Annotated in this window: 19 protein-coding genes; 14 read left to right on the top strand and 5 right to left on the bottom strand. The window is 70.7% G+C overall.

Annotated elements, in window-relative coordinates:
• The first annotated feature begins 77 nt into the window (after positions 1–77).
• Positions 78–1472 carry an NAD(P)H-quinone dehydrogenase gene (locus tag BLQ73_RS08875; RefSeq protein WP_093169870.1) on the top strand — a complete coding sequence of 465 codons (1395 nt, stop codon included), beginning with the start codon at positions 78–80 and terminating at the stop codon, positions 1470–1472.
• Between the two features lie 12 nt (positions 1473–1484).
• Here the strand turns inward: BLQ73_RS08875 and BLQ73_RS08870 are convergent, their stop codons facing one another.
• From BLQ73_RS08870 to BLQ73_RS08860, 3 genes are all read right to left on the bottom strand, one after another.
• Positions 1485–2918 (bottom strand): pentapeptide repeat-containing protein, encoded by a 1434-nt coding sequence (locus BLQ73_RS08870; protein ID WP_143020182.1) that lies wholly within the window; start codon positions 2916–2918, stop codon positions 1485–1487.
• A gap of 181 nt (positions 2919–3099) precedes the next feature.
• On the bottom strand, positions 3100–4431 hold the full coding sequence (locus BLQ73_RS08865; RefSeq protein WP_093169868.1) for a hypothetical protein: 1332 nt from the start codon (positions 4429–4431) through the stop codon (positions 3100–3102).
• 174 nt (positions 4432–4605) lie between these two features.
• On the bottom strand, positions 4606–6351 hold the full coding sequence (locus BLQ73_RS08860; protein ID WP_093169934.1) for an acetyl/propionyl/methylcrotonyl-CoA carboxylase subunit alpha: 1746 nt from the start codon (positions 6349–6351) through the stop codon (positions 4606–4608).
• Positions 6352–6582: 231 nt separating this feature from the next.
• On the opposite strand from BLQ73_RS08860, the gene BLQ73_RS08855 reads away from it, so the two are divergent.
• Positions 6583–6855 (top strand): WXG100 family type VII secretion target, encoded by a 273-nt coding sequence (locus BLQ73_RS08855; protein WP_093169867.1) that lies wholly within the window; start codon positions 6583–6585, stop codon positions 6853–6855.
• Between the two features lie 106 nt (positions 6856–6961).
• Here the strand turns inward: BLQ73_RS08855 and BLQ73_RS08850 are convergent, their stop codons facing one another.
• Positions 6962–11620 carry an FtsK/SpoIIIE domain-containing protein gene (locus BLQ73_RS08850; protein WP_218125676.1) on the bottom strand — a complete coding sequence of 1553 codons (4659 nt, stop codon included), beginning with the start codon at positions 11618–11620 and terminating at the stop codon, positions 6962–6964.
• Positions 11621–12233: 613 nt separating this feature from the next.
• On the opposite strand from BLQ73_RS08850, the gene BLQ73_RS08845 reads away from it, so the two are divergent.
• Positions 12234–12530: a hypothetical protein gene (locus BLQ73_RS08845; RefSeq protein WP_093169866.1), complete on the top strand. Its 297-nt coding sequence runs from the start codon at positions 12234–12236 to the stop codon at positions 12528–12530.
• A 268-nt stretch (positions 12531–12798) separates the two neighbouring features.
• The gene (locus BLQ73_RS31075; RefSeq protein ID WP_143020181.1) at positions 12799–13257 is read left to right on the top strand and encodes a hypothetical protein; all 459 of its coding nucleotides are present in this window, start codon (positions 12799–12801) and stop codon (positions 13255–13257) included.
• A 228-nt stretch (positions 13258–13485) separates the two neighbouring features.
• Here the strand turns inward: BLQ73_RS31075 and BLQ73_RS08840 are convergent, their stop codons facing one another.
• On the bottom strand, positions 13486–14676 hold the full coding sequence (locus BLQ73_RS08840) for a thiamine-phosphate kinase (protein ID WP_176955335.1): 1191 nt from the start codon (positions 14674–14676) through the stop codon (positions 13486–13488).
• Between the two features lie 567 nt (positions 14677–15243).
• On the opposite strand from BLQ73_RS08840, the gene BLQ73_RS08835 reads away from it, so the two are divergent.
• The 10 genes from BLQ73_RS08835 (at position 15244) to BLQ73_RS08790 (ending at position 22351) form a co-directional block, all read left to right on the top strand.
• Positions 15244–15759 (top strand): hypothetical protein, encoded by a 516-nt coding sequence (locus BLQ73_RS08835; protein WP_093169864.1) that lies wholly within the window; start codon positions 15244–15246, stop codon positions 15757–15759.
• A 395-nt stretch (positions 15760–16154) separates the two neighbouring features.
• A complete protein-coding gene (locus BLQ73_RS08830; protein WP_245690913.1) occupies positions 16155–16862 on the top strand; it encodes a hypothetical protein in 708 nt (235 codons plus the stop codon).
• A 1-nt stretch (position 16863) separates the two neighbouring features.
• Positions 16864–17631, top strand: coding sequence for a hypothetical protein (locus BLQ73_RS08825; RefSeq protein ID WP_093169863.1), 768 nt, complete (start codon positions 16864–16866; stop codon positions 17629–17631).
• 28 nt (positions 17632–17659) lie between these two features.
• On the top strand, positions 17660–18964 hold the full coding sequence (locus tag BLQ73_RS08820; protein ID WP_245690912.1) for a TadA family conjugal transfer-associated ATPase: 1305 nt from the start codon (positions 17660–17662) through the stop codon (positions 18962–18964).
• Positions 18961–19914: a type II secretion system F family protein gene (locus BLQ73_RS08815; RefSeq protein ID WP_245690911.1), complete on the top strand. Its 954-nt coding sequence runs from the start codon at positions 18961–18963 to the stop codon at positions 19912–19914. The genes BLQ73_RS08820 and BLQ73_RS08815 overlap by 4 nt, the downstream gene beginning before the upstream one ends.
• Positions 19911–20852, top strand: a complete 942-nt coding sequence (locus BLQ73_RS08810; protein WP_093169862.1) for a type II secretion system protein — start codon at positions 19911–19913, stop codon at positions 20850–20852. The genes BLQ73_RS08815 and BLQ73_RS08810 overlap by 4 nt, the downstream gene beginning before the upstream one ends.
• A complete protein-coding gene (locus tag BLQ73_RS08805; protein ID WP_093169861.1) occupies positions 20852–21094 on the top strand; it encodes a hypothetical protein in 243 nt (80 codons plus the stop codon). The genes BLQ73_RS08810 and BLQ73_RS08805 overlap by 1 nt, the downstream gene beginning before the upstream one ends.
• Entirely contained in the window at positions 21091–21519 is a 429-nt protein-coding gene (locus BLQ73_RS08800; protein WP_245690910.1) for a TadE/TadG family type IV pilus assembly protein, read from the top strand. The genes BLQ73_RS08805 and BLQ73_RS08800 overlap by 4 nt, the downstream gene beginning before the upstream one ends.
• Complete coding sequence (locus BLQ73_RS08795) at positions 21510–21911, top strand: TadE/TadG family type IV pilus assembly protein (protein ID WP_143020180.1); 402 nt, start codon at positions 21510–21512, stop codon at positions 21909–21911. Before BLQ73_RS08800 ends, BLQ73_RS08795 begins: the two co-directional genes overlap by 10 nt.
• Positions 21908–22351 (top strand): pilus assembly protein TadG-related protein, encoded by a 444-nt coding sequence (locus BLQ73_RS08790; RefSeq protein ID WP_245690909.1) that lies wholly within the window; start codon positions 21908–21910, stop codon positions 22349–22351. Before BLQ73_RS08795 ends, BLQ73_RS08790 begins: the two co-directional genes overlap by 4 nt.
• The last annotated feature ends 41 nt before the right edge of the window (positions 22352–22392 follow it).

Raw genomic sequence — 22392 nt, 5'->3', positions numbered from 1 at the left:
TGCGCGGTTGAGAAAAAGCGCGCCCGCCTTGAGCCCCCGGGGGCGGGGGGAAGCCCCGTATACGGGACAATGGGACGGTGACAAGGATCGTGATCATAGGTGGAGGGCCAGGAGGCTACGAAGCGGCATTGGTCGCCGCGCAACTCGGCGCACAGGTCACGGTGGTCGAGGAGGACGGGCCTGGCGGCGCGTGCGTCCTCACCGACTGCGTGCCCTCCAAGACGCTGATCGCGACCTCTGTCCGCAAGCAGGCACTCCTCGACGCGGCCTCCCTCGGCGTCTATTTCACCGGCGGGCCAGACGGAGACGTCGGCGGCGTCTACGCCGACATGCCGCTCGTCAACACCCGGGTCAAGGAGCTCGCCCAGGCGCAGTCGGCCGACATCGCCTCCCGCCTCGCCGCCGAAGGCGTCGAGATCGTCAAAGCCCGCGGTCGCCTCGTCGACCCGCAGGTCGTGCGTGCGGGCGACCGCACCATCCGCGCCGACGTGGTCATCGTGGCCACCGGAGCCACCCCGCGCATCCTCCAGGGTGCCGAGCCCGACGGCGAACGGGTGCTCACCTGGCGGCAGATGTACGACCTCGACGCCCTGCCCGAGCACCTCATCGTGGTCGGGTCCGGTGTCACCGGCGCCGAGTTCGCCGGGGCCTACCGCTCCCTCGGCTCCCAGGTCACGCTCGTGTCGAGCCGCGACCGCATGATGCCCAACGAGGACGCCGACGCCGCCGAGGTCCTCGAAGAGGTCTACCGCAGGCGGGGCATGAACGTCATGGGCCGCTCCCGGGCGGCCTCCGTCAAACGCACCGCCGACGGTGTCGTCGTCACCCTCGAAGACGGGCGCACCGCCGAGGGCACCCACTGCCTCATGACCGTCGGCATGGTGCCCAACACCGCCGGCATCGGCCTTGAGGAGGCCGGAGTCACCCTCGACAAGGGCGGCTTCATCCAGGTGGACAAGGTCTCCCGCACCTCCGCCCCCGGCGTCTACGCCGCCGGCGACTGCACCGGCGTGCTCATGCTGGCCTCCGTGGCCGCCATGCAGGGCCGCATCGCCGTCTGGCACGCGCTCGGCGAGGCCGTTCAGCCGCTCAGGCTCGCGACCGTCGCCTCCAACATCTTCACCGACCCCGAGATCGCCGCCGTCGGCGTGGCGCAGCGCGCCATCGAAAGCGGCGAGGTGGAGGCCAACGTCGTCAAACTGCCGCTGGCCACCAACGCGCGGGCCAAGATGCAGGGGTTCAACGACGGTTTCATCAAGCTGTTCTGCCGCCCCCACACCGGCATCGTGCTCGGTGGCGTCGTGGTGGCGCCGAGCGCGTCCGAGCTGATCCTCGCCGTGTCGGTGGCGGTCCAGCAGCGCCTCACCGTCGACCAACTGGCCCACACCTTCGCCGTCTACCCGTCGATGAGCGGCTCCATCACCGAGGCGGCGCGCCGCCTGATGCAGCCCGTCCCGAACGGCGGCCTGTAGCCCGGTCCCCGGTCACGCGTGGCCGGGGGACAGGCGCTGGAGCGCGCTCTGCGCGTTGTGTACGGCATGAGCGATGTAGGCCAGCTCCTCGGACGTGGTGGCGTTGGTGAGCAGGCTGAGGGCGGCCTGGTAGGCGTCCAGGGCCTGCTGCCAATCGCGCTCGCCGTGGGGCGTGGGGAAGCGGCCGGCGGAGCGGAGGCCGCGGTCCATGGCCTCGATGCGGCGGCCGAGGGCGATGACGTCGTCCTCGGTGGTCCGGTAGGCGAGGGCGAAGACGGCGTTGTCGCGGCCGTGGCGGCGGTGGGCCGCCGCCCACAGGCCGCTGGTGAGGGTCAGCCCGGCGGCGCCCACGATGACCATGATCAGACCGATGGACGGGCCTGAGTCCCGGTCGGCCGGGTGTTCCACGGAGAGCTGCGGCACGGTCGGCCGCGTGGGGCGGACCACCTTGGTCGGCGTGGGTGACGGTGCGCCCTTGGCGTCGTCGGGCACGTTCTTGGGGGTGCCTGTGGCGCCGGTGAGGTCGAGGTCGTCGGCCATCGTGAACGAGGCGTCCTGGACGTTCGCCCCGGTGAACGGCGCCCCGTCGAGGTCGGCCATGGTGAAGTCGGTTTCGCGCAGGTCGGCGTTGGTGAAGGTGGCGTTGAGAAGCTGGGCCTGACCCAGTTTGGCCTCATGCAGGCGTGCGCCGGTGAAGTCGGCCTTGCGGCCCTTGATCTGGCCGAGCACGGCATTGCGCAGGTCTGCTCCGGCCAGCGAGGCGTTGACCAGGGTGGCCTGGGTGAGCACTGTGCGGACGAACCGCGCCCCGCCCAGCTTCGCGTGCTGGAACTGTGCTTGACCCGCCTCCGCGTCGGTGAAGATGGCCTTGCGGGCATCCGACCGGTCCGCGTGCATCTGGCCGAGGTCGGCGTCGGTGAAGTTCGCCTCCCGCAGATCCGCGTACGTGACCGTGGCCTGGGTCAGGTCGGCCTCCTTCAGCGACGCGCCCCGGAGAATGGCCCCCGTCATGTCCTTCTGGAGGAGACTGACCCCGTCGAGCTTGGCGTTGGTCAGGTCGGCGCAGCGCAGGCTGCGCGGGAGCACACCCCGCCTGAGGTCGCGTCCCCGGAGGTCGAGGCCCTCCCCGGGGCGGCAGGGGCGGGCCGCGGCGCTCAGGCCCGCGGGCTGGAGCCGTACGGCATGCGCGGGCGCGCCGACCGTGCCCGGGAGCGTGGCGCGGGCGGACGGCGTGGCGAGGCTGGACGGCGCGGCGAGGGTGGCCGGTGCGCCCAGCAGGAGAGACGCCGCGCCGACGCACATGGTCAGGGCCGTGGTCAGGGCCGTGGTCAGGGCCGTGGTCAGGGCCGTGGTCAGGGTTGTGGTCACCGCCGGTGTGCGGGTGACCGTACGCCGGGGGCTGGTGGAACGGCGGGGGGTGATACGGCGGGGAGTGGAACGACGCAACGGGGAGCCTCCTCGGACCGCCTCCGAGTGTGCCAGGCATTTTTGATCGCCGCTTGAGCACCCCTTGCCTCAACGGTCACTCCCATGTCGGGCGTTCGAGGCGCGCACGCGAAGGCCGGTGGGTGCTTGAAGCACCCACCGGCCTGTGAGCTTCCCGGCCTGTGCGAGGCGGGGCGAAGGGCTAGAAGTCTCCGAAGTCTCCGCCGCCGAAGTCGCCCCAGCCGCCGAGGTCACCTCCGCCGAAGTCTCCGCCTCCGGCGTCGAGGCCCTGCTCGTATCCGGCGTCGTAGCCCGCGCCGTAGCCTCCGTAACCCCAGCCGCCCATCATGCTGCCGAGCATCGTGCCGACGAGCATCATGCTCATGACGTCGCCGAAGCCGCCGTAGTAGCCCGAGGCGTACGGCTGGTAGGCCGGGCCGGCCTCCCAGTAGGGGCGGCGCTCGCCGTTGACCATGACGGTGCGCATCTGCGGGTCGAAACCGCGTTCGATGGCCTCGGCGTCGGCGGCGCAGGCGGGCACGTCGCGCACGGTGCCGCAGGGCGGCGCCCAGCGGACGTCGCGGGCGGACGGGCCGTGCTGCGGGTTGAAGAAGCAGGGCGCGCGCCGCTCGGGGAGGGGGCGGTGCTCGACCCTGGCCTTCACACAGGCGAGGGCGTAGCGTCCGTCCTCCAGCGCGGTGGTGACGTTCCTGATCTCCTGGGCGTGCTTGACGGCGGCCAGTTCGGACTTGGCCTTCTCGTAGGAGTCGAGGGCGTGCTGCCAGTCGTGCTGGTGTTCGGCGCCGGCCCCGAGCAGACGCACCTCGGTGTCCAGGTCGGTGATCTCCTCACCGAACTTGGTCACGTCCTCCTCGACCGTCTTCTTGACGGCGGAGAGCTGGGCGGCCTCAAGGGCGGCCTGCTTCTTGTTCTTGCCGCGCGAGTAGAGGAAGTAGCCACCGCCGCCGACCAGGGCCAGCGCGCCGAGGGCGATGAGGGCTCCGAGGCCGGAGCCGCCGCCGGAGGAGGGTGCCGAGGCGCCCTCAGGGGGCGCCTTGCCGGTGCCCGCGGCCTCGGCGGATCCGATGAAGGCCGCCACCTTGTCCGCGGCGGTGCCGCTGGTCCGCCGCGCGTCCCGGATCAGCCTGTCGACGTTCACGTCGGGGATCGAGGTGTGCGCGATGAGCGTCTGGCCGACCATGACGCCGACGGTGTTCTCGCCGCCTACCTTGTCACTGAGCGAGGTCAGGAAGGTCTTGGCCTCATTGGTGTTGACCGACTTGGCGGGCAGGACGGCGAGGTAGACGGTGCTCGCCTTGGCGGCGGCCTCGCGCATGTCGGTCACGGCGCTCTCCGGCGCCTGGACCGACGGGTCAATGTAAAAGTGTCCGTTGCGTTTCCACTCGGACACGATCGTGTCGGGATCCGGAGCGGCGGCGTGGGCGGCGGGCGCCAACGCGGTGATCGCGAGCAGTCCGGCAAGTAGCGCAGTGAGCGCTGCCCCCACACGTCGCGCCGCAGTGGTGGTCTTCACGGCAACAAGCCCTCCTTCGTCGGAAGGACGAATGAGCAATACAAGAAGTTCCCTGCTTAATGTGACACTACGTATCGCTGTGGGGTGCTCTTGATCCGGCGCGGGGGGTGAGGGCGGTGAGCTGGACGCCCGGCCGGTCGCCCGCAGGGGCGGTGAACCGGCCGGGGCGCGGAATCAGACGTCCTTGATCTCGCAGATGACGGCACCGGAGGTGACGGTCTGGCCGACGGCGGCGGCGAGGCCGGTGATCGTGCCGGCCTTGTGAGCGGTGAGAGGCTGCTCCATCTTCATGGCCTCAAGCACGACGATGGTGTCGCCTTCGGAGACGGTGTCGCCGTCGGTGGCGACCACCTTGACGATGGTGCCCTGCATGGGGCTGACCAGGGCGTCGCCGCTGACGGCGGCCTTCCGGGCGCCGCCCCCGGCGCGCCGGGCGGGCTTCTTGGCGCTGGGTGCGGAGCTCACGGCGCCGAACCCCTGGGGGAGCACCACTTCGAGGCGCTTGCCACCGACCTCGACGGTGATGCGCTCCCGTTCGGCGGGTTCGGCGGTCTCGACGGCTCCGGCGTAGGGCTCGATGGTGTTGTCGAACTCGGTCTCGATCCACCGGGTGTGGACGGAGAACGGCTCGGAGGTGAAGGCCGGGTCGGTGACGATGGCCCGGTGGAAGGGGAGGACGGTCGGCATGCCGTCGATCTCGAACTCGGCGAGGGCACGGCGGGAGCGTTCGAGCGCCTCCGTCCGGGTGCGCCCGGTGACGACGAGCTTGGCGACGAGCGAGTCGAACGCCTGCGGCACGGTCATGCCGGCCTCGTAGCCGGCGTCGAGCCGTACGCCGGGGCCGGTGGGGGTGCGCATGGCGGTGATGCTGCCGGGGGCGGGCAGGAAGCCCCGGCCGGCGTCCTCGGCGTTGATCCGGAACTCGATGGAGTGGCCGCGCAGCACCGGGTCGCCGTAGCCGAGCTCCTCACCGGCGGCGATCCTGAACATCTCGCGGACGAGGTCGACCCCGGCGACCTCCTCGGTCACGGGGTGCTCGACCTGGAGCCGGGTGTTGACCTCAAGGAAGGAGATCGTGCCGTCCTGGCCGACGAGGAACTCGCACGTGCCGGCGCCGACGTAGCCGGCCTCGCGCAGGATCGCCTTGGAGCTGGTGTAGAGCAGCTCGATCTGTTCGGCGTTGAGGAAGGGCGCGGGGGCCTCTTCGACCAGCTTCTGGTGGCGGCGCTGCAGCGAGCAGTCGCGGGTGCTGACGACCACGACGTTGCCGTGGGAGTCGGCGAGGCACTGGGTTTCGACGTGGCGCGGCCGGTCGAGGTAGCGCTCGACGAAGCATTCGCCCCGCCCGAAGGCGGTGACGGCCTCGCGGACGGCCGACTCGTAGAGGTCGGGGATCTCCTCGATTGTGCGGGCGACCTTGAGGCCGCGCCCGCCTCCGCCGTACGCGGCCTTGATCGCGACGGGCAGGCCGTGCTCCTGGGCGAACGCGACGACCTCGTCGACGCCGGAGACGGGGTCGGGGGTGCCCGCGACCAGCGGCGCCCCGACGGCCTGGGCGATGTGCCGGGCCTGCACCTTGTCGCCGAGCGCGGTGATCGCGGAGGGCGGAGGACCGATCCAGGTCAGCCCCGCGTCGATGACGGCCTGGGCGAAGTCGGCGTTCTCCGCGAGGAAGCCGTAGCCGGGGTGTACGGCGTCGGCCCCCGTCTCGCGGGCGATCCGGAGGAGCTTGTCGACGTTCAGATAGGTCTCCGCCGGGCTCTGCCCTCCCAGCGCGTGGGCCTCGTCGGCGACCTTGACGTGGAGCGCGTCCAAGTCCTGGTCCGAGTAGACGGCCACACCGGAGATTCCGGCGTCCTTGCACGCGCGGGCGATCCGCACCGCGATCTCGCCTCTGTTGGCGATCAGGACCTTACGCACCGACGGGTTCCCCTTCCAGGTCATACCAGCCGAGCTCGCAGGGGTTTCCACGAGGCAGGGCGGCCTCCCAGGGAGTGTATGAGCCTCCGTCGAGCCGTCGTGAAGGACCCCCCTCCAGCCATCAGCAAGCCAGCGCTTCATAGCCGTTCTGCATAATGTGGATCTATCCCCTATCTGGCGTCTATCGTGGGGAAGCTTTGCTTTGGGACGTCGATCCAGAAGGAGACTGGCATGAGCCAGAGCTTGCTCGGTGGCAACCCCGCGGAAATGCAGCAGATGGCTACCGCGTTCAGCCAGCAGGCCGACCAGGTACGCACCACGATGGCGGCGCTCGACCGTGAGGCGGCCAAGGTGGGCACGGCGTGGACCGGTCCTGGCGCCGAGCGTTTTCGCGACGCGTGGCAGAGCTCCCGCGCCGCGTTCCAGCGCATGTCGGAGGAGCTGCAGGAGGCCGCCCGGGTGATCAACACCTACCGCGGCAACATCGAGTCCGCGACCCGCTGACCGGGGTCCCGCGCCCCGAGGGAAAGCGGGGTGCGGGCACCCGGTGGGGGGTCAGGTCCTCCTCAGAGGAGCACCAGGGGAGCATCAAGGGAGCATCAAGGGAGCATCAAGGGAGCGCGGCCTGCACGGGCGTCACCGTACCCGCGGTGACGAGCAGGCCGCGTCCCGGCGGACCGCCGCTCGCGCCGCGCGCGAGCCGTACGTTGAACAGGTCGCCGTCGGCGGGGCTCTGCACCGACAGCAGCAGGCCGGTGCGCGACTTGCGGGCCTCGGCCACGAACCCGCGGTAGGCCGAGGTCAGATCGCCGGTGGTGCCCGCGATGAGCAATCCGTGGTCGGCGTCCCGGCCCGCTCTCAGAACCTCCTCCAAGGCCATGCCGAGAGGCGAGTCCGGTGAGATGAGCTCGGCGTCGTCCACGATCACGACGTAGCTCCGCAGCTCCGCCACCGCCGCCCGCAGGTCGCCTTCCGCGGATAGGACGGCCGCCACCCCGGGCAGGCCGTCGAGGTCGCGCAGAGGGCTGCGCCGCGGGGCCACCGCCACCACGGGCGTCCCCCGGGACAGCAGCGAGTGCGCCGCCGTGACCAGCGCCGACGACCGGCCCGACCGGGAGGGGCCCGCCACGACCGCCCCCGGCCCGTGGGCCAGCACATCCACACCGAGCGGAACCAGGGCATCGCCCCCGACGCCCAGCAGCGCCCACAGCGGCGACGGGGCGGCGAAGTCGGGAACGAGGTCCATCGCCTGCCCCGCCGTCACATGCATCGGAAGCACGTCGACCCGCAGCGGCCCCCGGGCGCGCGGCGGCGCGACCTCGCGGGCGAGCGCCTGCAGGGCCGCCACCTGCGCGGGCCCCGAAGGGTCGTCGCAGAGCAGCGCGACCTGGCTTTCCGCCAATCCTTGCTCGCCGAGCGCGAGCACGCGCCCGGGCGGCATCGACGCGGGGAGATCCCGCATCGGGAATCCGGCCAGCCCGTAATCCGCGGAATCGGCCATCTTCATGATCAGCCGGTCGTCGAACACGGTGGAGATCTGGCCGAGCAGCCCGGAGCGGTCCGAGGTGACCACCGCCCGCAGCCCCACGGCCGGGCCTTCCCGCAACAACTGCAGGAACGCCTCGATCAGCCGCCCGTAGTCGTAGCCCTCGAAGGCGCCGACGAACCCCTCCCAGCGGTCCAGTAGAAGCAGCATCCACGGCGGACGCTCCCCGCCCGGCGGCGCCGCCGCGCGCAACTCGGCCAGCGACGCGTATCCCGCCTCCGCCAGCATCCGCTGCCGCCGCCCCACCTCGTCCCTGAGGCGGGTCAGGAGGCGCTCCACGCGCTCCAACTGGTCCCGCGTCACCACCGCCCCGCAGTGCGGCAGCGCGACCAGCGGCAGCAGCGCCCCGGAGCCGCAGTCGATCGCGTGCAGATGCACGTCGTCGGCCGACGCCCGGGCCGCGAGCGACCCGGCGATCGTACGCAGCAGCGTGGAACGCCCCGTGCGCGCCGCGCCCGCGACCAGCAGATGCCCGCCGCGCACCAGGTCCACGGCGAGCGCCTTCCGGTCCTGCGCCCACGGTCGGTCGGTCGTCCCGAACACCAGCGGAGGCACCTCGCCGCCGCCCTCCGCCGCCGGGTCCTCCGCCTCCGCCAGCGTGACCCGCTCCGGCAGCGGAGGCAGCCACGGCGACGGCCTGCGCGCCACCCCCGCCAGCGACGCGGCGTCCACCACCGCGTCGGCCAGCATCGCCAGGTCGGTGACCTCGGCGGTCTCCCTCGTGTCCCGTACGGCCGGCAGCGGCAGCCCCAGCGTCCGCCACGAAAGGTCGACCACGCGCAGCTCCGCCGTCTCCTCCCCGGCCTGCGCCCGCCCCCCGACCCGCGCGGTCTGTACGGCTGTCGCCGCCCCGCCGCCACCCACCACCACGTAGCAGCGGCCCGGCGTCGACGGGGAGATGTGTGCCGCGTCGGGCCGGTCGATGATGTCGGCCGACTCCTCCGGCTCGGTGACCCGCAGCGCGATCCGCAGCGAGGTGTTGGCCTGGATGTCGGCGGTGACCACCCCGCCGGGCCGCTGCGTCGCCAGCACCAGATGGATGCCGAGCGAACGGCCGCGCCGCGCGATGTCCACCAGCCCGGTCACGAAGTCCGGCAGTTCCGTCACCAGCGCCGCGAACTCATCGATGATCAGCACGAGCCGGGGCAGCGGCTCGGTGACGACACCCTTGTCCCGCAAAATCAGGTAATCGTCGATGTCCTTGGTGCCGGAGGCCAGCAGCAGGCGCTCACGCCGCCGGATCTCCGCCGCGAGCGACTGGAGCGCGCGCTGCGTGAGGTGACCGTCGAGGTCGCTGACCATGCCGACCGTGTGCGGGAGCCGTACGCACTCCTTGAACGCCGCCCCGCCCTTGTAGTCGATGAGCACGAACGTCATCTCGTCGGGCGGGTTGGCCGCCGCCAGGGACGCGATCAGCGTCTGGAGGAGCTCGGACTTGCCGGACCCCGTCGTACCGGCGACGAGAGCGTGCGGGCCGTCGAGGCGCAGGTCCACCGTGAACGGCCCCTCCGGGCCGACACCGATCAACGCCTCGGTGGTGCGGGTGCCGGGCCGCCACCGCTTGCGTACGGCATGGCCCGTCAACGCGGGCAGCTCCAGCAGATCGAGCAGGCGCGCCGCCGTCGGCAGGGCCGACGCCTCGTCGTCGCGGCTCACGTCGCGGATCGGCGCGAGCGCGCGGGCCAGCCGATCGCACCACGCCGCCGACACCCCGTCGACCAGGATCGGCCCGATGGCGTCGAGGCCGCCGCCGCGCAGCCGTACCATCCCGTCGCGCCCGCACTCGGCGACCGTCGCGCACTCCTCGGGGAGCAGGCGCTGGTCCTCGTCGATCGCCAGCGTGTAGACGCCGGCACGGGGCCCCTGGCGCAGCACCTGCGGCATACCCGGCAGACCGCGCAGCACCTGCGCGCCGTCGACGACGACGAGGACGTCATAGGGGCGCTGGTCGTAGGAGGAGAACGCGGGCTCGCCGTCCCCGCGCTTCTCGCCGGTCCAGGAGCCGCCGAACTCCTCCCACGCCGCCGCCGTACGGCCGGGGGCCTTCGGCGCGTCCTCGTCCAGCCGCTCGTTGATCAGGGCCACCAGTTCGGCGACGCGCCGCCCGGCGGTCTCGGGGTCGCCGCCGATCAGCGTGACGCAGTCCTCGGCCCCGTGCGGGGCGCAATGCGGCAGCCAGCGGACGAAATCCCACCGCGCCGCCCCGTCGCCGTGCGCCGTCAGCACCACGATGGCCAGGTCGCGGGGGCTGTGCAGCGCCGCCGCCTGGCCGACCAGCCACCGCACGAGACCCCCGACCACCTTGCGCGGCCCGGTCACGCCGGCCACCCCCAGCCGCCGCATCGCCAGCGCGACCGGCACGTCGCGGGACGTCGGCGGATCGGGCAGCCTCATGTCCATCGACGCGCCCCGCTCCGGCACGAGCTCCACATCCGCCGGCAGATCCGCCAGCCCGACCCTCAGGCGCAGCGCGTCCGCGTCGTGGACGCGCCGCTCCCACAGCCTGCGCCGCGGCCCCGTCGCCGTCAGCAGCACCTCCGCCGGGTCCGGCGCGGCGGCCCTGCGGGCCTTCTCATCGGCGGCCCTGGCCCGGTCCATGGAGCCGTCGAACTCCTCCATCCGCTCCTTGTAGAGCTTCATGGCCTGCCGGTGCTGCTTGCGTCCGTGTCTACGGTCGCTCCACCACGTCGCGATGAAGATCAACGGGGTGAGCAGGGCGAACAGCAGGAACATCCAGTTGCCCAGGATGAACACCATCGTCACGCCGAGCAGCGCCGGCAGGAACGCCGCCAGCAACTGCAGGCGCATGCCCTCGCTGGGCTTCGGCTCGGCGGGCACCTCGAACCGGCGCCGCGACTCCGTCTCGCGCAGCCTCGGGGGGCGGTTGTAGGCCAGGCCGCCGTCCTGCCGCACGTCCAGGTGCGCGTCGGGCGGTTCGATGGGCCGCACCGTGAACACCGAGGCCCCGCAGCGCAGCAGCGCGTCCTGCGGCCAGTGGACGGGCCGCGTCAGCCGCTTGCCCGCGAGCTCGGCGTCGGCGTACTCCAGCCGCTCCGACGCCCCCCTCATCTCCTCCCAGGGGGCCGCCTCGGCGTTCCGGTCGCCCGGCCGGTCGGAGTAGTCCTTCTCCTCGTAGACCGCCAGCCCCTCGTCCCACAGCCGCCGCAGCCGCCCGTCGTCGTCCCACGGCACCTCCTCGTCCCTGCGCCGCCGCCGCAGGCCCTTGACCTGCACCCCGTCCGGGGTCACCCGCATCACAACGGCTTCGGCGGCCAGCAGGGGATCCGGTACGGCTATCGCACACGCCGGCGACGACCCGATGACGTGGGCCCCGAGGCCCACCCGGTGCACCGCGCCGCCCGCCGGTCCGCCCACGACCCGCACCTCCACCACCCCGGCGGGCTCCTCCGCGATCGTCGCCGCGGCCAGCCGCCGGTCCAGCGTCACCAGGTCGCCGTCGCGCAGCACCGCTTGCGCCCGCGCCGCGGGGTCGAGCTCCCGCCCGTCCCGCCACAGCCGCACCGGTTCGGGGTCGGCTCCCCGGTCCATGCCGTACGGCGCCCGCGTCCTCGCCAGTTTGACCACCTTGGCGTGTTTCGCGGGCTTCCGCGTGGGCCCGTTGCTCAACGACCGCGCCACGTGGGCGACCGTCGTCGTCTCGTCGCCCTCCACCACGACCTCGCGGTCCGCTTGCTCCCCGAGCACGGTGAGCATGATCCGCATCGTGATCCCCCTCGGAGGTTCATGATCTCGACGACAGGCACGCACTCAACGTACCGACCCATCGGGGCATTCGGGATGGGGCGTTATCCACATGACATGTGCGGTGGATCGGCCCCGCGGTCGCTCGGCGGTCCCCCTGGGATCGCCCTCTGGTCGCCTCTCCGGTCGCGTCTGTGGCTGGGCTGTGGCTGGCTGTGGTCGCCCCGGGGCGCGTCGTTGTGGATCTTGTGTGCCCGCGGGTGCCCTTGGCGTGGTCCGCTGGTGTATTCCGCGCTCATGCCCTGTGGACGGCCGACCTGGCCTGTGGATGACATGGCAATCTGTGGACAGAGCTGTGGATAACTGGGGTAGCGCGTGGTGGCTTCGGGTGGTATGTGGGCACTTGAAATGGTCAAATGCCTCGGGTACGGCTTGTGGATGGGCGTGCACCCTCTGTGGAAAAGCCATGGTGGGACGGGGTGCCGCCGGGCGCCTGCGGGGCTGCGGCGCCGCGCCGGGGGGATGCTGTCGGGGCGCCGTTGATTATCTCGAACGTGAGGCGATTTGACCAAACGTGGCTTGTTGTGTCGGGTCCCCGGGATTGGACTTGAAGACGGAGGCAGAGGAGCTTCTCATGAAATTCGTCCAAGTCATCGAGTTCGACACCACGCACGAAGAACAGATCCAAAGCCTGCTGGACAAGTGGCGCGAGTCCACCGTCGGTGACCGTACAGCCACCCACACCATGCTGACCCGCGACCACCGGCGCCCTCAGCACTACATGGCGATCATCGAGTTCCCCTCCTACGAGGAGGCGATACGCAACAGCGAGCTCCCGCAGACCGGGGACCTGGCCCACCGCATGGCCGCCCTGTGCGACGGTCCACCGCGCTTCGTCGACCTGGACCTCGTCCGAGACGAGAGGTTCTGACCGCCCAGGCCGCCTGATGCCCCTTCAACGTGCCGCTCCCGGCGGGTCGGCAGGTCGCGGCGCCCACACGGCCGACCCGACCGCCGCCCGACCCCTGGGAGCGGTGCCGAGTCCGGCCCGGGGAGAACCCCATGTTCAGCGCCTGGCCGGTCAGGCATATGTCACTAAAGGTGGAGAAAGTTCCTACTGTACATATTTCGCAGCAAGGTTACGTTTTTCCTAGCAAGGATCACAGCCCCACTGGCTTCGTCCGCGCAAAGGAGTAAACGTGATCAGGAACTTTCTTGGAAAATTAGCTCTCGTCACTGCGTCCGTATCTGTGGCATTCACCGGCCTTGCCCCGGCCGGAGCCCAGGCGAATACGCCATCCACCTCCTCCGCGCAGGCCGGAGCCGCGGGATACTCCTACGTTCAACCCCGTAAGGCCCCCTGCGGAGGATTCGACGGCTACGTGGAATGGGGTGGTTCGGGCACGGTCGCCGACCCGGCATGGGTTGAATTGCAGGGACAGCACTGGAGCGTCTGCGATGGATACACCGCCTATATATATCTGGAATCGAGCATTGGTGGAGACAGCTACTACGTCGGCTTGGTGGATCCCGAGGAGTCGATTCCCCTAAATTGGGGCACCACCAAAACCGGTTCCATCTACGACAACCTCTATGTAGTGGTCTGCGTGCAACCCCCTGTCGGCAGATTTGTGTGCGGCGAACCGGCTTATGCCTGAGTTCGGCATGGCTCCGTCAATCCGGAGCCTTCCGGGAAGCGCCTGACTGAAGGAACCGTGGGTCCAGACAGCACCCCGGCTGATTTTCCTGCATGTCCAGAGTCGAGGCGCCGGTCGGAGCGATGGAGCCGTGGCCACGGCTCCATCGCCGTTCGCGCCTTTCCGGATCAACGAGACCGACCGCCCGACGCACTGCTCGGGCTCGGCCGGGCGGCCCGATCGCGGGGATCAGGCCGGGGTCTGGATGAGGGTTCGGGCGTGGCGGAGGTGCTGCACGAGGGCGTGTCCGTCGTGAGGCTCCGGGGTGACGTGCCGGCAGGTGAAGCGGTCGTCGGTGGAGTTGGTCCACGCGATGTCCGTGCCGGCGCCGGTGCCTGTGCCGGTGCCTGTGCCGATCCGGCCGATCGCGGTGAGTTTGAGCGTGTCGCCTGCGGGGCGAGCCTGGTGAAACCGTTCCCAAGGCTCTTCTCGCACCGTGTAGACGATGTTCCAGTCACCCGCGCCGAGTGCCAGGTTGAACGGGTCGATGGCGAGCCGTTCAGCGCATTCGAGGGCGAGCGGGTGGTAGGGGAGGGCATCCAGGGAGATCTCGGCGCCCAGGCCGGTGGACAGGGCGGTCAGCGCGTCGAGGAGGCCCGGGCGGGTGTTCGCGCCGGCGGTCGCGAGGCCCGCCTGCCGTACGGCGGCGGCCTCGTGCCATCGCGCCCGGGGACGGGCGACGTAGTCGAGCCAGGCGCCGCGCCGGGAGGCGGCGGACCGGTCGCGGGAGCGTGCCGCGTGGGTGAGCTGGAGGTAGGCGCTGAAATGTCCGCCGAGGTCGCCGGCGAGCACGATGAGGTCGCCGGGGCGGGCCCCGCGCCCGGGTGGCGCGCAGGGCGCACTGGGCGCACTGGGCGCACTGGGCATGGTGGGCATGGTGGGCATGGTGGGCATGGTGGACGCGGTGTCGGATCGGCCGTCTCGGTCTCCATCCCCGACGCCGATCGCCGATGCCACGACCTCGGGTGAAGGGCCCTCCGTGGCGTCGCATCCGGCGAAGACGATGTCGTTGGCCGCGCACTCCTCGGCGGCGCCCTCGATGACCTGGGCGGCGGCCTCGGCCGGCCACTCCCGGGGCAGGATCAACGCGAGCATGACGGCCTGCGGCTCGCCTCCGCCCGCGAGGATGCCGCTGCACGCGCTCGTCACCGCGAGGCGCCCCCACAGGCGGTGGTCCGCCCAGCCGTGCCGTACGGCCATGGGCCCGGCGACCCGGTCGATAGCGAAGTGCAGCAGCCGCCCGTCCGGCGTGCGCATGGTGCTCGCGGCATCGCCGAAGCTGTTCGCGAACGCCTCGTGGGTGGACAGGCGCGGCAGCAACTCGCGGATCAATGTTTTCTCGCCGATGTCCGCAATGGTGGGCATTTTTCCTGTGAGCATTTTTCCTCCTTGTGGGAGCCCTTGGCCGCTCTGTGGGTGGCGGTCAGGCCGTACGGCTGCCGACGCGGCCGACCGAGGGGCGTTGGATGAAGTAAGAAACTCAGCCGACGTGCTCATGGGACGCGCTTTTGGGATGTGTTCCCGGGAAATGCCATGTCATCGGCAGGATGATGAGGCATCCGCTCATCTCCTTATCGGTACAATAAGCTACCGGAATTGGGGCCGCTGTCGCGGTTATCTCCCTCCTGGTCGGCTCGTTTGTTGATATGGGCGAGATCGATATGTTGCGATCTTGATCTGGTCACCCGCCCGGTCCGGGGCTCTCCGTCTCCGATTCTCCGGGTCTCCTGGGGGTTCCCGGGAAACCGGGCGTGATCGCTCCGGGGGGTGGATGCCGGGGGCCTTGGTAAGGTGCCGTGCCCGTAAAAGGGGAATCTGGTCAGGCCTGAATTCGCCCTCAGCCGCTTTCTCCGCTCGACATAAGGCATATGTCGGGATTTACCCTGGGAGGAGTTCGGTTCCGGGGAGCGCGCATCAGGTGCGGTCCGCTCTGGCTAGCCTCGTCGCATGACCACGGAAGATCGACTCGCCACTGTCGACGACCTGCTGGCCCGCCCTTTTCCAAGCGAAGAAGAACGAGTGGTGCCGCCCGGAGGGACGTGGGAGGGGTATCGCTCCAGCGGGCAGCGCCACCACATGTGCGTCCTCAAGGCCGGCCGGGACTTCTGGGACGACCGCGGCGAGGATGTCGTCGAGGCGGCAGAGGAAGAGATCGCCGCCGCCTTCGAGACGCTGGCAACCGCGCTGACGTTGCGCTGGGGACGGCCTGAGGTGGTCGACCTGTGGCCTTACGTGGAGAGCGAGATCGCGGCGCCTGAGCTGATCAGCGAGCTCTGCCAGCTCAGCGGGAAGATGTCCGTCTGGCATCCCGGCGCCGGCCGATGGGTTGCACTCGCGGTCGGTCAGGCTGATCCGGAGTTCCCGATCCAGTTGCTCGCGGCCGTTGGTGAAACGTCGCTCCTCGCGGGCTCTCCTCAAGGGGCCGGGCCGGGTGGCCGGGGCTGTGCCGTACGACGGCGCTGAGCTGGGGGGTTTGTTGGGATTTATGCCCTAAAAGCGCTGAATGTGTGATGTGTTGTGCAGTCAAACGCAACGGGGGCGCTGTGATATGGATCACATTGGTGTCTTGGGGGGTTTAGTGGTGACTCATGGGGAATGTGAGATCATTGGCAAAGGGGGTAAATGCCGCTAAATAGCATGCATCTCGCCGCATGTCGCGGCTGTCATGCCAATGGGTATCGAGGTCCGTGGGATTGACAGAGGTCTGACTGCCCGTTGAGCATGGTTCCCCGTAATTGGTCGCGCGCACGGCCGTTTTGGTGCTCATAATGGCTTGAATTCGACAATTCGCCTGACATGATCAACTGAAGTTTCCGAGATCACCCGGGTGATCCGTCGACTCTGGGAGCCCCCGACCCATGAGGACCAGTGAGAGGCCGGTTCGCGATGGCCGCACCCCGCAGGGGGGCGGCTCGGGCCAGGCCAAGGGCGCGCCGGGCGGCCTGTCCGGCCCCGCCTCGCGCAAGTTGCCCGTGCCTCCGCGTGAGCGCAAGCCGGCGTTGGCGGCGCTCGCCGTACTGCTGATTCTCGGTGGAGCCCTGGCGACGACCCTGCTTGTTCTACGCAGCGGCGACCGGGTTTCGGCTATCCGCATCTCCGCGCAGGTCGGTGCAGGTCAGCCGTTCACTCCCGAGGTTTTGGAAGAGGTTCAAATCGCGGATACGGGCATCGGTTATGTGTCCTTCGCGGAGCGGGAAGAGGTCATGAAGACTTTCGCCCGGGTGACGTTGCTCCCGGGCACGCTGCTCACCGAGGAGATGACGGTGAGGGAAAGCGAAGAACTCGGCCCGGGCAAGGCGATTGTGGGCCTCGCCCTCAAACCGGGGCAGGTGCCGGCGGGATTGGACGAGGGCGACCGGGTGCAGGTGATTTTTGTACCCGGCCGAAATGGGGCGGGTGAACAACCGAAAGTGCTGGCGCAGGCGGCGCTGGTCCATCGGGTGCCGTCCGAGGGCAGGGGCAACGGGGTGATCAACGTGATCGTGGCCAGCTCCGCCGCCCCCACCATCACGCTCTACGCCTCAAGCGGCGAGATCGCGCTGGCCGAGCTTCCAGGAGCGCGGTGACGTGGCGCTGATCGTCCTCGCCGCCGACAAAGGGGCCCCCGGGGTGACGACGGCGGCGACCGCGCTGGGCGCGGTGTGGCCCCGGCCCGTGCTCGTGGCCGAGTGCGACCCGGCCGGCGGCGACATCGCCTACCGGCTGCCCGCCGAGGACGGCGGGATGCTCAACCCCGGCCGGGGGCTGCTGACGCTCGGCGCGACCGCCCGCAGAGGTCTCACGCCGGAGCAGATCTACGAGCACACGCAGCGGATCATCGGCGGGCTCGACGTGCTGGCCGGGCTGACGCACGGCGAACAGGCGGCCGGGCTGACATGGATGTGGGGGCCGCTCGGGCGGGCCTTCGCCGCACTCCCGAACGCCGACGTGCTGGCCGACTGCGGCCGGCTCGGCGGGCACCCGCAGATGAACGACCTGATCGCCGAGGCCGAACTCGTGGTGCTGTTCACCCGGGCGAGCCTGCCCCACGTGGCGCACCTGCGGGAACGTCTCGCGATCATGCAGAAGGGGCCGCAGGTGGGCGTGGTGGTGATCGCCGACAGCAGGCAGTACCGCGGCTCGATCGACGAGGTGCGCCGCATCGTCGCCGCGACGAACGCCGCCACCAACAAGGAGGTCGCCTTCGTCGCGGGCCTCGCCTACGACCCGAAAGGCGCCGAACTGCTGGGCGGGCAGTGGGGCGGACGCCTGGACCGCTCCCTTCTGATCCGTACGGCGCGCGAACTGGCCGGTCGCCTCGCCAGCAGCGTGCGCGCGCCGGAGCCGGCGCGATGAGCGCGGCGGGGACGGAGAGGCGGGCCGGGTGAGCATCATCGACCACGCGCTGGTGAAGCGGTTCCGGCAGGAGGTCGGCGACCGGCTGGCGCACCAGCGCAGACTCGACCAGGCGAGCGGCCTGCCGCCGATGACCGGCGAGGACGAGCGGCAGTTTGCCAGGGCGCTGATCGCGCAGGTGCTGGAGGAGTTCGCGCGCGGCGAGATCGGCGTAGGCCGTACGCCGCCGACCGCCGAGGAGGAGGAAGGGCTCGCGGCGGGCATCCACGCCGCGCTGTTCGGCGTGGGCCGGCTGCAGCCGCTCCTCGACGACTCCGACGTCGAGAACATCGACATCAACGGCTGCGACCGGGTCTTCGTCGGCTACGCCGACGGCCAGGAGCTCATGCACGAGCCGGTGGCGGAGTCCGACGAGGAGCTGATCGAGCTGATCCAGATCCTCGCGGCCTACAGCGGCCTGTCGAGCAGGCCGTTCGACACCGCGAACCCGCAGCTCGACCTGCGCCTGCCCGACGGGTCCCGCCTGTCGGCGGTCATGGACGTCACCGTGCGCCCGGCCGTGTCGATCCGCCGTGCCCGCCTCGGCAAGGTCTTCCTCAGCGACCTCGTGGGCAACGGCACCGTATCCCCGGAGGTGGGCCGCTTCCTGTCGGCCGCGGTCGCGGCACGCAAGAACATCATGATCGCGGGTTCCACGAACGCCGGCAAGACGACACTGCTGCGGGCGCTGGCCAACGAGATCCCTCCGTACGAACGGCTCATCACCGTCGAACGTGCCCTCGAACTGGGCCTCGACCAGTTCGCCGAGCTGCACCCGAACGTCGTCGCCTTCGAGCAGCGCCTCCCCAACGCCGAGGGGCAGGGCGAGATCAGCATGGCGGAGCTCGTACGGCGGAGCCTGCGCATGAACCCCAGCCGCGTCATCGTCGGCGAGGTGCTCGGCGACGAGATCGTGACGATGCTGAACGCGATGACGCAGGGCAACGACGGGTCGCTGTCCACGATCCACGCGAACTCCAGCATGGAGGTCTTCAACCGCATCGCGACGTACGCGCTCCAAGCGAACGAGAGGCTCCCCATCGAGGCGAGCCACATGCTGATCGCCGGAGCGATCGACTTCGTGGTCTTCATCGAGAAGCGCAACGAATACGCCGCGGGCGGCACCCTGCGCAGGTTCGTGTCGAGCATCCGCGAGGTGACCGGCTGCGACGGGCGGGTGCTGTCGTCGGAGGTGTTCGCGCCGTCCGACTACGGCCCGGCCCTGCCGCACGCGCCGATCTCCTGCCTGGACGAGCTGGCGGCCCACGGCTACTCGCCAGGGGGGTGGGGGTGATCCCGGTACCTCCAGGTCTGCTCGACCCGATGGCGCTGTTCGCCGGCGCCCTGGCGGGCGGAGGGCTGTTCCTCCTCGTCATGGCGATCCGCGGCATCCGCCCCCGCCCGGAGGCCGCCGACCGCAAGGCGCGCCGGCGGGAGCTGGTCCGGGTCCTGTCCACCCGTACGGCTGTCGCCTCCATCGCCGCGGTCGTCGTCCTGGTGGTGACCGGGTGGCCGGTGATGGCGGTGGGAGCCGTACTGCTCGTGCTGGGCTGGCGCGGGCTGTCCGGCGGCGCGGGCGAGGAGCGGGCCGCGATGAAGCGGCTGGAGGGGCTCGCCGCCTGGACCGAGTCGCTGCGCGACACCATCGCCGGGGCCGCGGGTCTGGAGCAGGCCATCCCGTCGTCGATCCGCGCCGCCGCGCCGATGCTCAGACCGCATCTGCGGTCCCTGGTCGACCGGCTGCACACGCGCATGCCGCTGCCCGACGCACTGCGGATGTTCGCCGACGAGCTGGACGACCCGTCCGCCGACCTGGTGATCGCCGCCCTCATCCTCAACGCCAAGCTCCGCGGCCCCGGCATGCGCGACGTGCTGTCCGCGCTCGCCGTGTCGGCCCGCGAGGAGCTCGACATGCGCCGCCGCGTCGAGGCCGAGCGCCGCTCGACCCGGCGCAGCGTGCAGATCGTGATCGGTACGGCCATCGCCTTCGCGGCCACGCTGATCGTGTTCAACCCGAGCTACGTCGCCGAGTACGACAACCTGCTCGGGCAGGCCGTACTCGTCGTGGTGGCCGGGCTGTTCGGCGCGGGCTTCGTGTGGATGCGCAGGCTCGCGCGGTTCGACAAGCCGGCGCGGCTACTCGGCCGGTTCACCGAACGCGCCGAGCGCCCGGACCGGCCCGAACGCCCGGACCGGTCTGACCGGCCCGAACGGCCGGAGCGGGTCGGGGAGGTGGCCAGGTGACGGAAACGCTGCTCGCCGGTGCCGTGCTCGGGCTCGGGATCTTCCTCCTGCTGCGGGCGCTGTTCCCCGCCAGACCCAGCCTCGTGTCGCGGCTGCTCGCTCTGGACGCCGCGCGGGAGGGCACGGACGGCCCCCGGCTCCAGCTCGTCCTCGCCGACGAGGAGGTCGGCGCCTTCCGGCGCAACCTCGGGGCCAGGCTCGCGCAGTTCTACGCGGCGCGCGGATGGGAGATCAGGTCGCTCAAGGCGGACCTGGCGCTGCTCGGCCGCTCGTTCGAAGGTTTCCTGGCGACCAAGGCGCTGCTCGGCGCGTCGGGCCTGCTGGCCTTCCCCATTCTGCTCGGCTGGCTGGCCCTCATGGGGTGGGGCGTGTCGGTGTCGATCCCGCTGTGGGCGGCGCTGGCCGCGGCGGCGGTGTTCTTCATGCTCCCCGATGTCCAGACGCGCCGGGACGCGGCGGCCCGCCGCCAGGATTTCCGGCATGTCGTGGGGGCGTTCCTCGACCTGGTCGCGATGAACCTGGCCGGAGGCCGAGGCGTGCCCGAGGCCCTGATGATGGCGGTGTCCGTGGGGGACACCGGGGATTCCGGCGACGTGTCCGGGTCCAACTGGGCGATGTCCCGCATCCGGGAGGCTCTGTCGAGCGCCCGCATCGTCGGGATCACCCCGTGGCAGGCGCTCGGCCAACTGGGCGAGGAGATCAACGTGGACGAGCTGCGCGACCTGTCGGCGGCGCTCGGGCTGGTGGCCGACGACGGGGCGAAGATCCGCGCGTCGCTGTCGGCGCGTGCGGCGACGCTGCGCAGGCGCGAGCTCGCCGAGATCGAGGGCCGGGCCGGTGAGCGGTCTCAGTCCATGCTGGTCGCCCAGTTGCTGCTCTGCGCGGGGTTCGTGGTGTTTATCAGTTTTCCGGCAGCGATGAAGATGTTGGGGTTGTAATGCTGAACCATCCGTGGATCGTGTACGCCAAGGCGGCGATAGCCGTCCGCGTGGAACGCGCGCGGAACGCCCCCTCCAAGGGCGCCTCCGCCGTCGAATGGGTGATCATCACCGCGATCATCGCCGGTGTCGCCCTCGGCCTCGCCACACTCATCCAGAACCTGGTCGAAAGCCAGCAGGCCGAACTGGAGAACACCTTCGGCGGCGGTGGCGGCGGCGGAAACGGGCAGCGGGACCGGTGACCCGCCGCGGCGCACGGCGCGACCGGGGAGCCACCGTCGTCGAACTCGCGATGCTGATGCCCGTGATCCTCGCCGTGGTGCTGCTCATCGTCCAGTTCGCGCTCTGGTTCCACGGCCGCCAGGTGGCGGACGCGGCGGCCAGGGAGGGCGCCCGCTTCGCCCGCGTGGCGGGCCCCGAGGCCGGGGGATGGCAGGCCGATGCCGAGGCCCGTGCCGTACAGATCGTGCGCGCCATTGGGCCGAGCCTCCTGCGCGGCGCCACGGCGCGGGCGTGGGAGGAGGGCGATCAGCGAGGAGTGGAGGTGACCGGTACGGCGGTGCAGGTCGTGCCGCTGCTCCCCGACACCACGTTCACGGTCACGGCGAGGTTCGGCGGACCGGTGGAGTGCTTCAGGCCCGATGACGGGAGCGACTCGTGCGGTTGAGGGGACGGAGGGACGCCGAACGCGGGTCCATGTCCGCCGAGGCGGTCATGCTCGCGCCGGTGTTCGTGCTGTTCCTGCTGTTCCTCGTCGCTGCCGGCCGCATCGTCGAAGCCCAGGGCGAGGTGAACGGCGCCGCCAGGGACGCGGCCCGCGCCGCCTCCGTCGAACGTTCCACCGCCGACGGCGAGGACGCCGCCGAACGCACCGCCCGCGCGGTGCTGTCGAAGCAGTGCGACTCCCCGGAAACCTCTCTGCGCTGGTCCAGAGTGCTCCAAGGCGGACATGTGCGGGCCGAGGTGAGCTGCGAGTTGAACCTGGGCTTCCTCGGCGTCTCCCAGCGCATGACCGGCACCTCCGTCGTCCCGCTGGAGCGGTTCAGGAGGATGGAGTGAACGCGGATCGCCGCCGCGCCGCCGACCGGGGGTCGATGTCGGTCTTCACCGTCATCTTCTCCGTGGTCGTCTTCCTCCTCGCCGGACTGCTCGTGGACGGCGGCGCCACCATCAACGCCAAGCTGCGCGCCGCCGACATCGCCGAGCAGGCGGCCCGCGCCGCGGCCGACGAACTCGACGTCGACCACCTACGGCGGACAAACCAGGCGAGACTGCTCGGTGGCGGACAACCGTGCGCGCGTGCCCGCGAGATCATCGAGGAGCACGGCGACGACGGCGTGAGCACGGGCGACTGCTCGGTCGGATCCGGGCAGACGCAGGTCACGGTCGCGGTGCGGGTGCGGTGGGAGGCTTTCTTCCTCTCGGCTCTTGGCTTTTCCGGCGGAGAGATGGAAGGTGAGGCCACAGCCGGACCTGATCTCGGAGAGGAGGCACCCTGACCACCAGGGGGAGAAGCGGGACATCGGGCAGGGGCCCGGAC

This window comes from Sinosporangium album (assembly GCF_900100605.1).
In the GTDB taxonomy this organism is placed as follows: Bacteria; Actinomycetota; Actinomycetes; order Streptosporangiales; family Streptosporangiaceae; genus Sinosporangium; species Sinosporangium album.
The sequence above is the reverse complement of the archived record's forward strand: the minus strand, read 5'-3'. Positions and strand labels throughout refer to the sequence as shown.

What these genes read in the sequence shown, in the direction of transcription:
- BLQ73_RS08855 (WP_093169867.1), top strand. Translation starts at nt 6,583, where the DNA reads ATGAGCCAGAGCTTGCTCGGTGGCAACCCCGCGGAAATGCAGCAGATG.
- BLQ73_RS08850 (WP_218125676.1), bottom strand. Translation starts at nt 11,620, where the DNA reads ATGCGGATCATGCTCACCGTGCTCGGGGAGCAAGCGGACCGCGAGGTC.
- BLQ73_RS08845 (WP_093169866.1), top strand. Translation starts at nt 12,234, where the DNA reads ATGAAATTCGTCCAAGTCATCGAGTTCGACACCACGCACGAAGAACAG.
- BLQ73_RS08840 (WP_176955335.1), bottom strand. Translation starts at nt 14,676, where the DNA reads ATGCTCACAGGAAAAATGCCCACCATTGCGGACATCGGCGAGAAAACA.
- BLQ73_RS08835 (WP_093169864.1), top strand. Translation starts at nt 15,244, where the DNA reads ATGACCACGGAAGATCGACTCGCCACTGTCGACGACCTGCTGGCCCGC.
- BLQ73_RS08830 (WP_245690913.1), top strand. Translation starts at nt 16,155, where the DNA reads ATGAGGACCAGTGAGAGGCCGGTTCGCGATGGCCGCACCCCGCAGGGG.
- BLQ73_RS08805 (WP_093169861.1), top strand. Translation starts at nt 20,852, where the DNA reads ATGCTGAACCATCCGTGGATCGTGTACGCCAAGGCGGCGATAGCCGTC.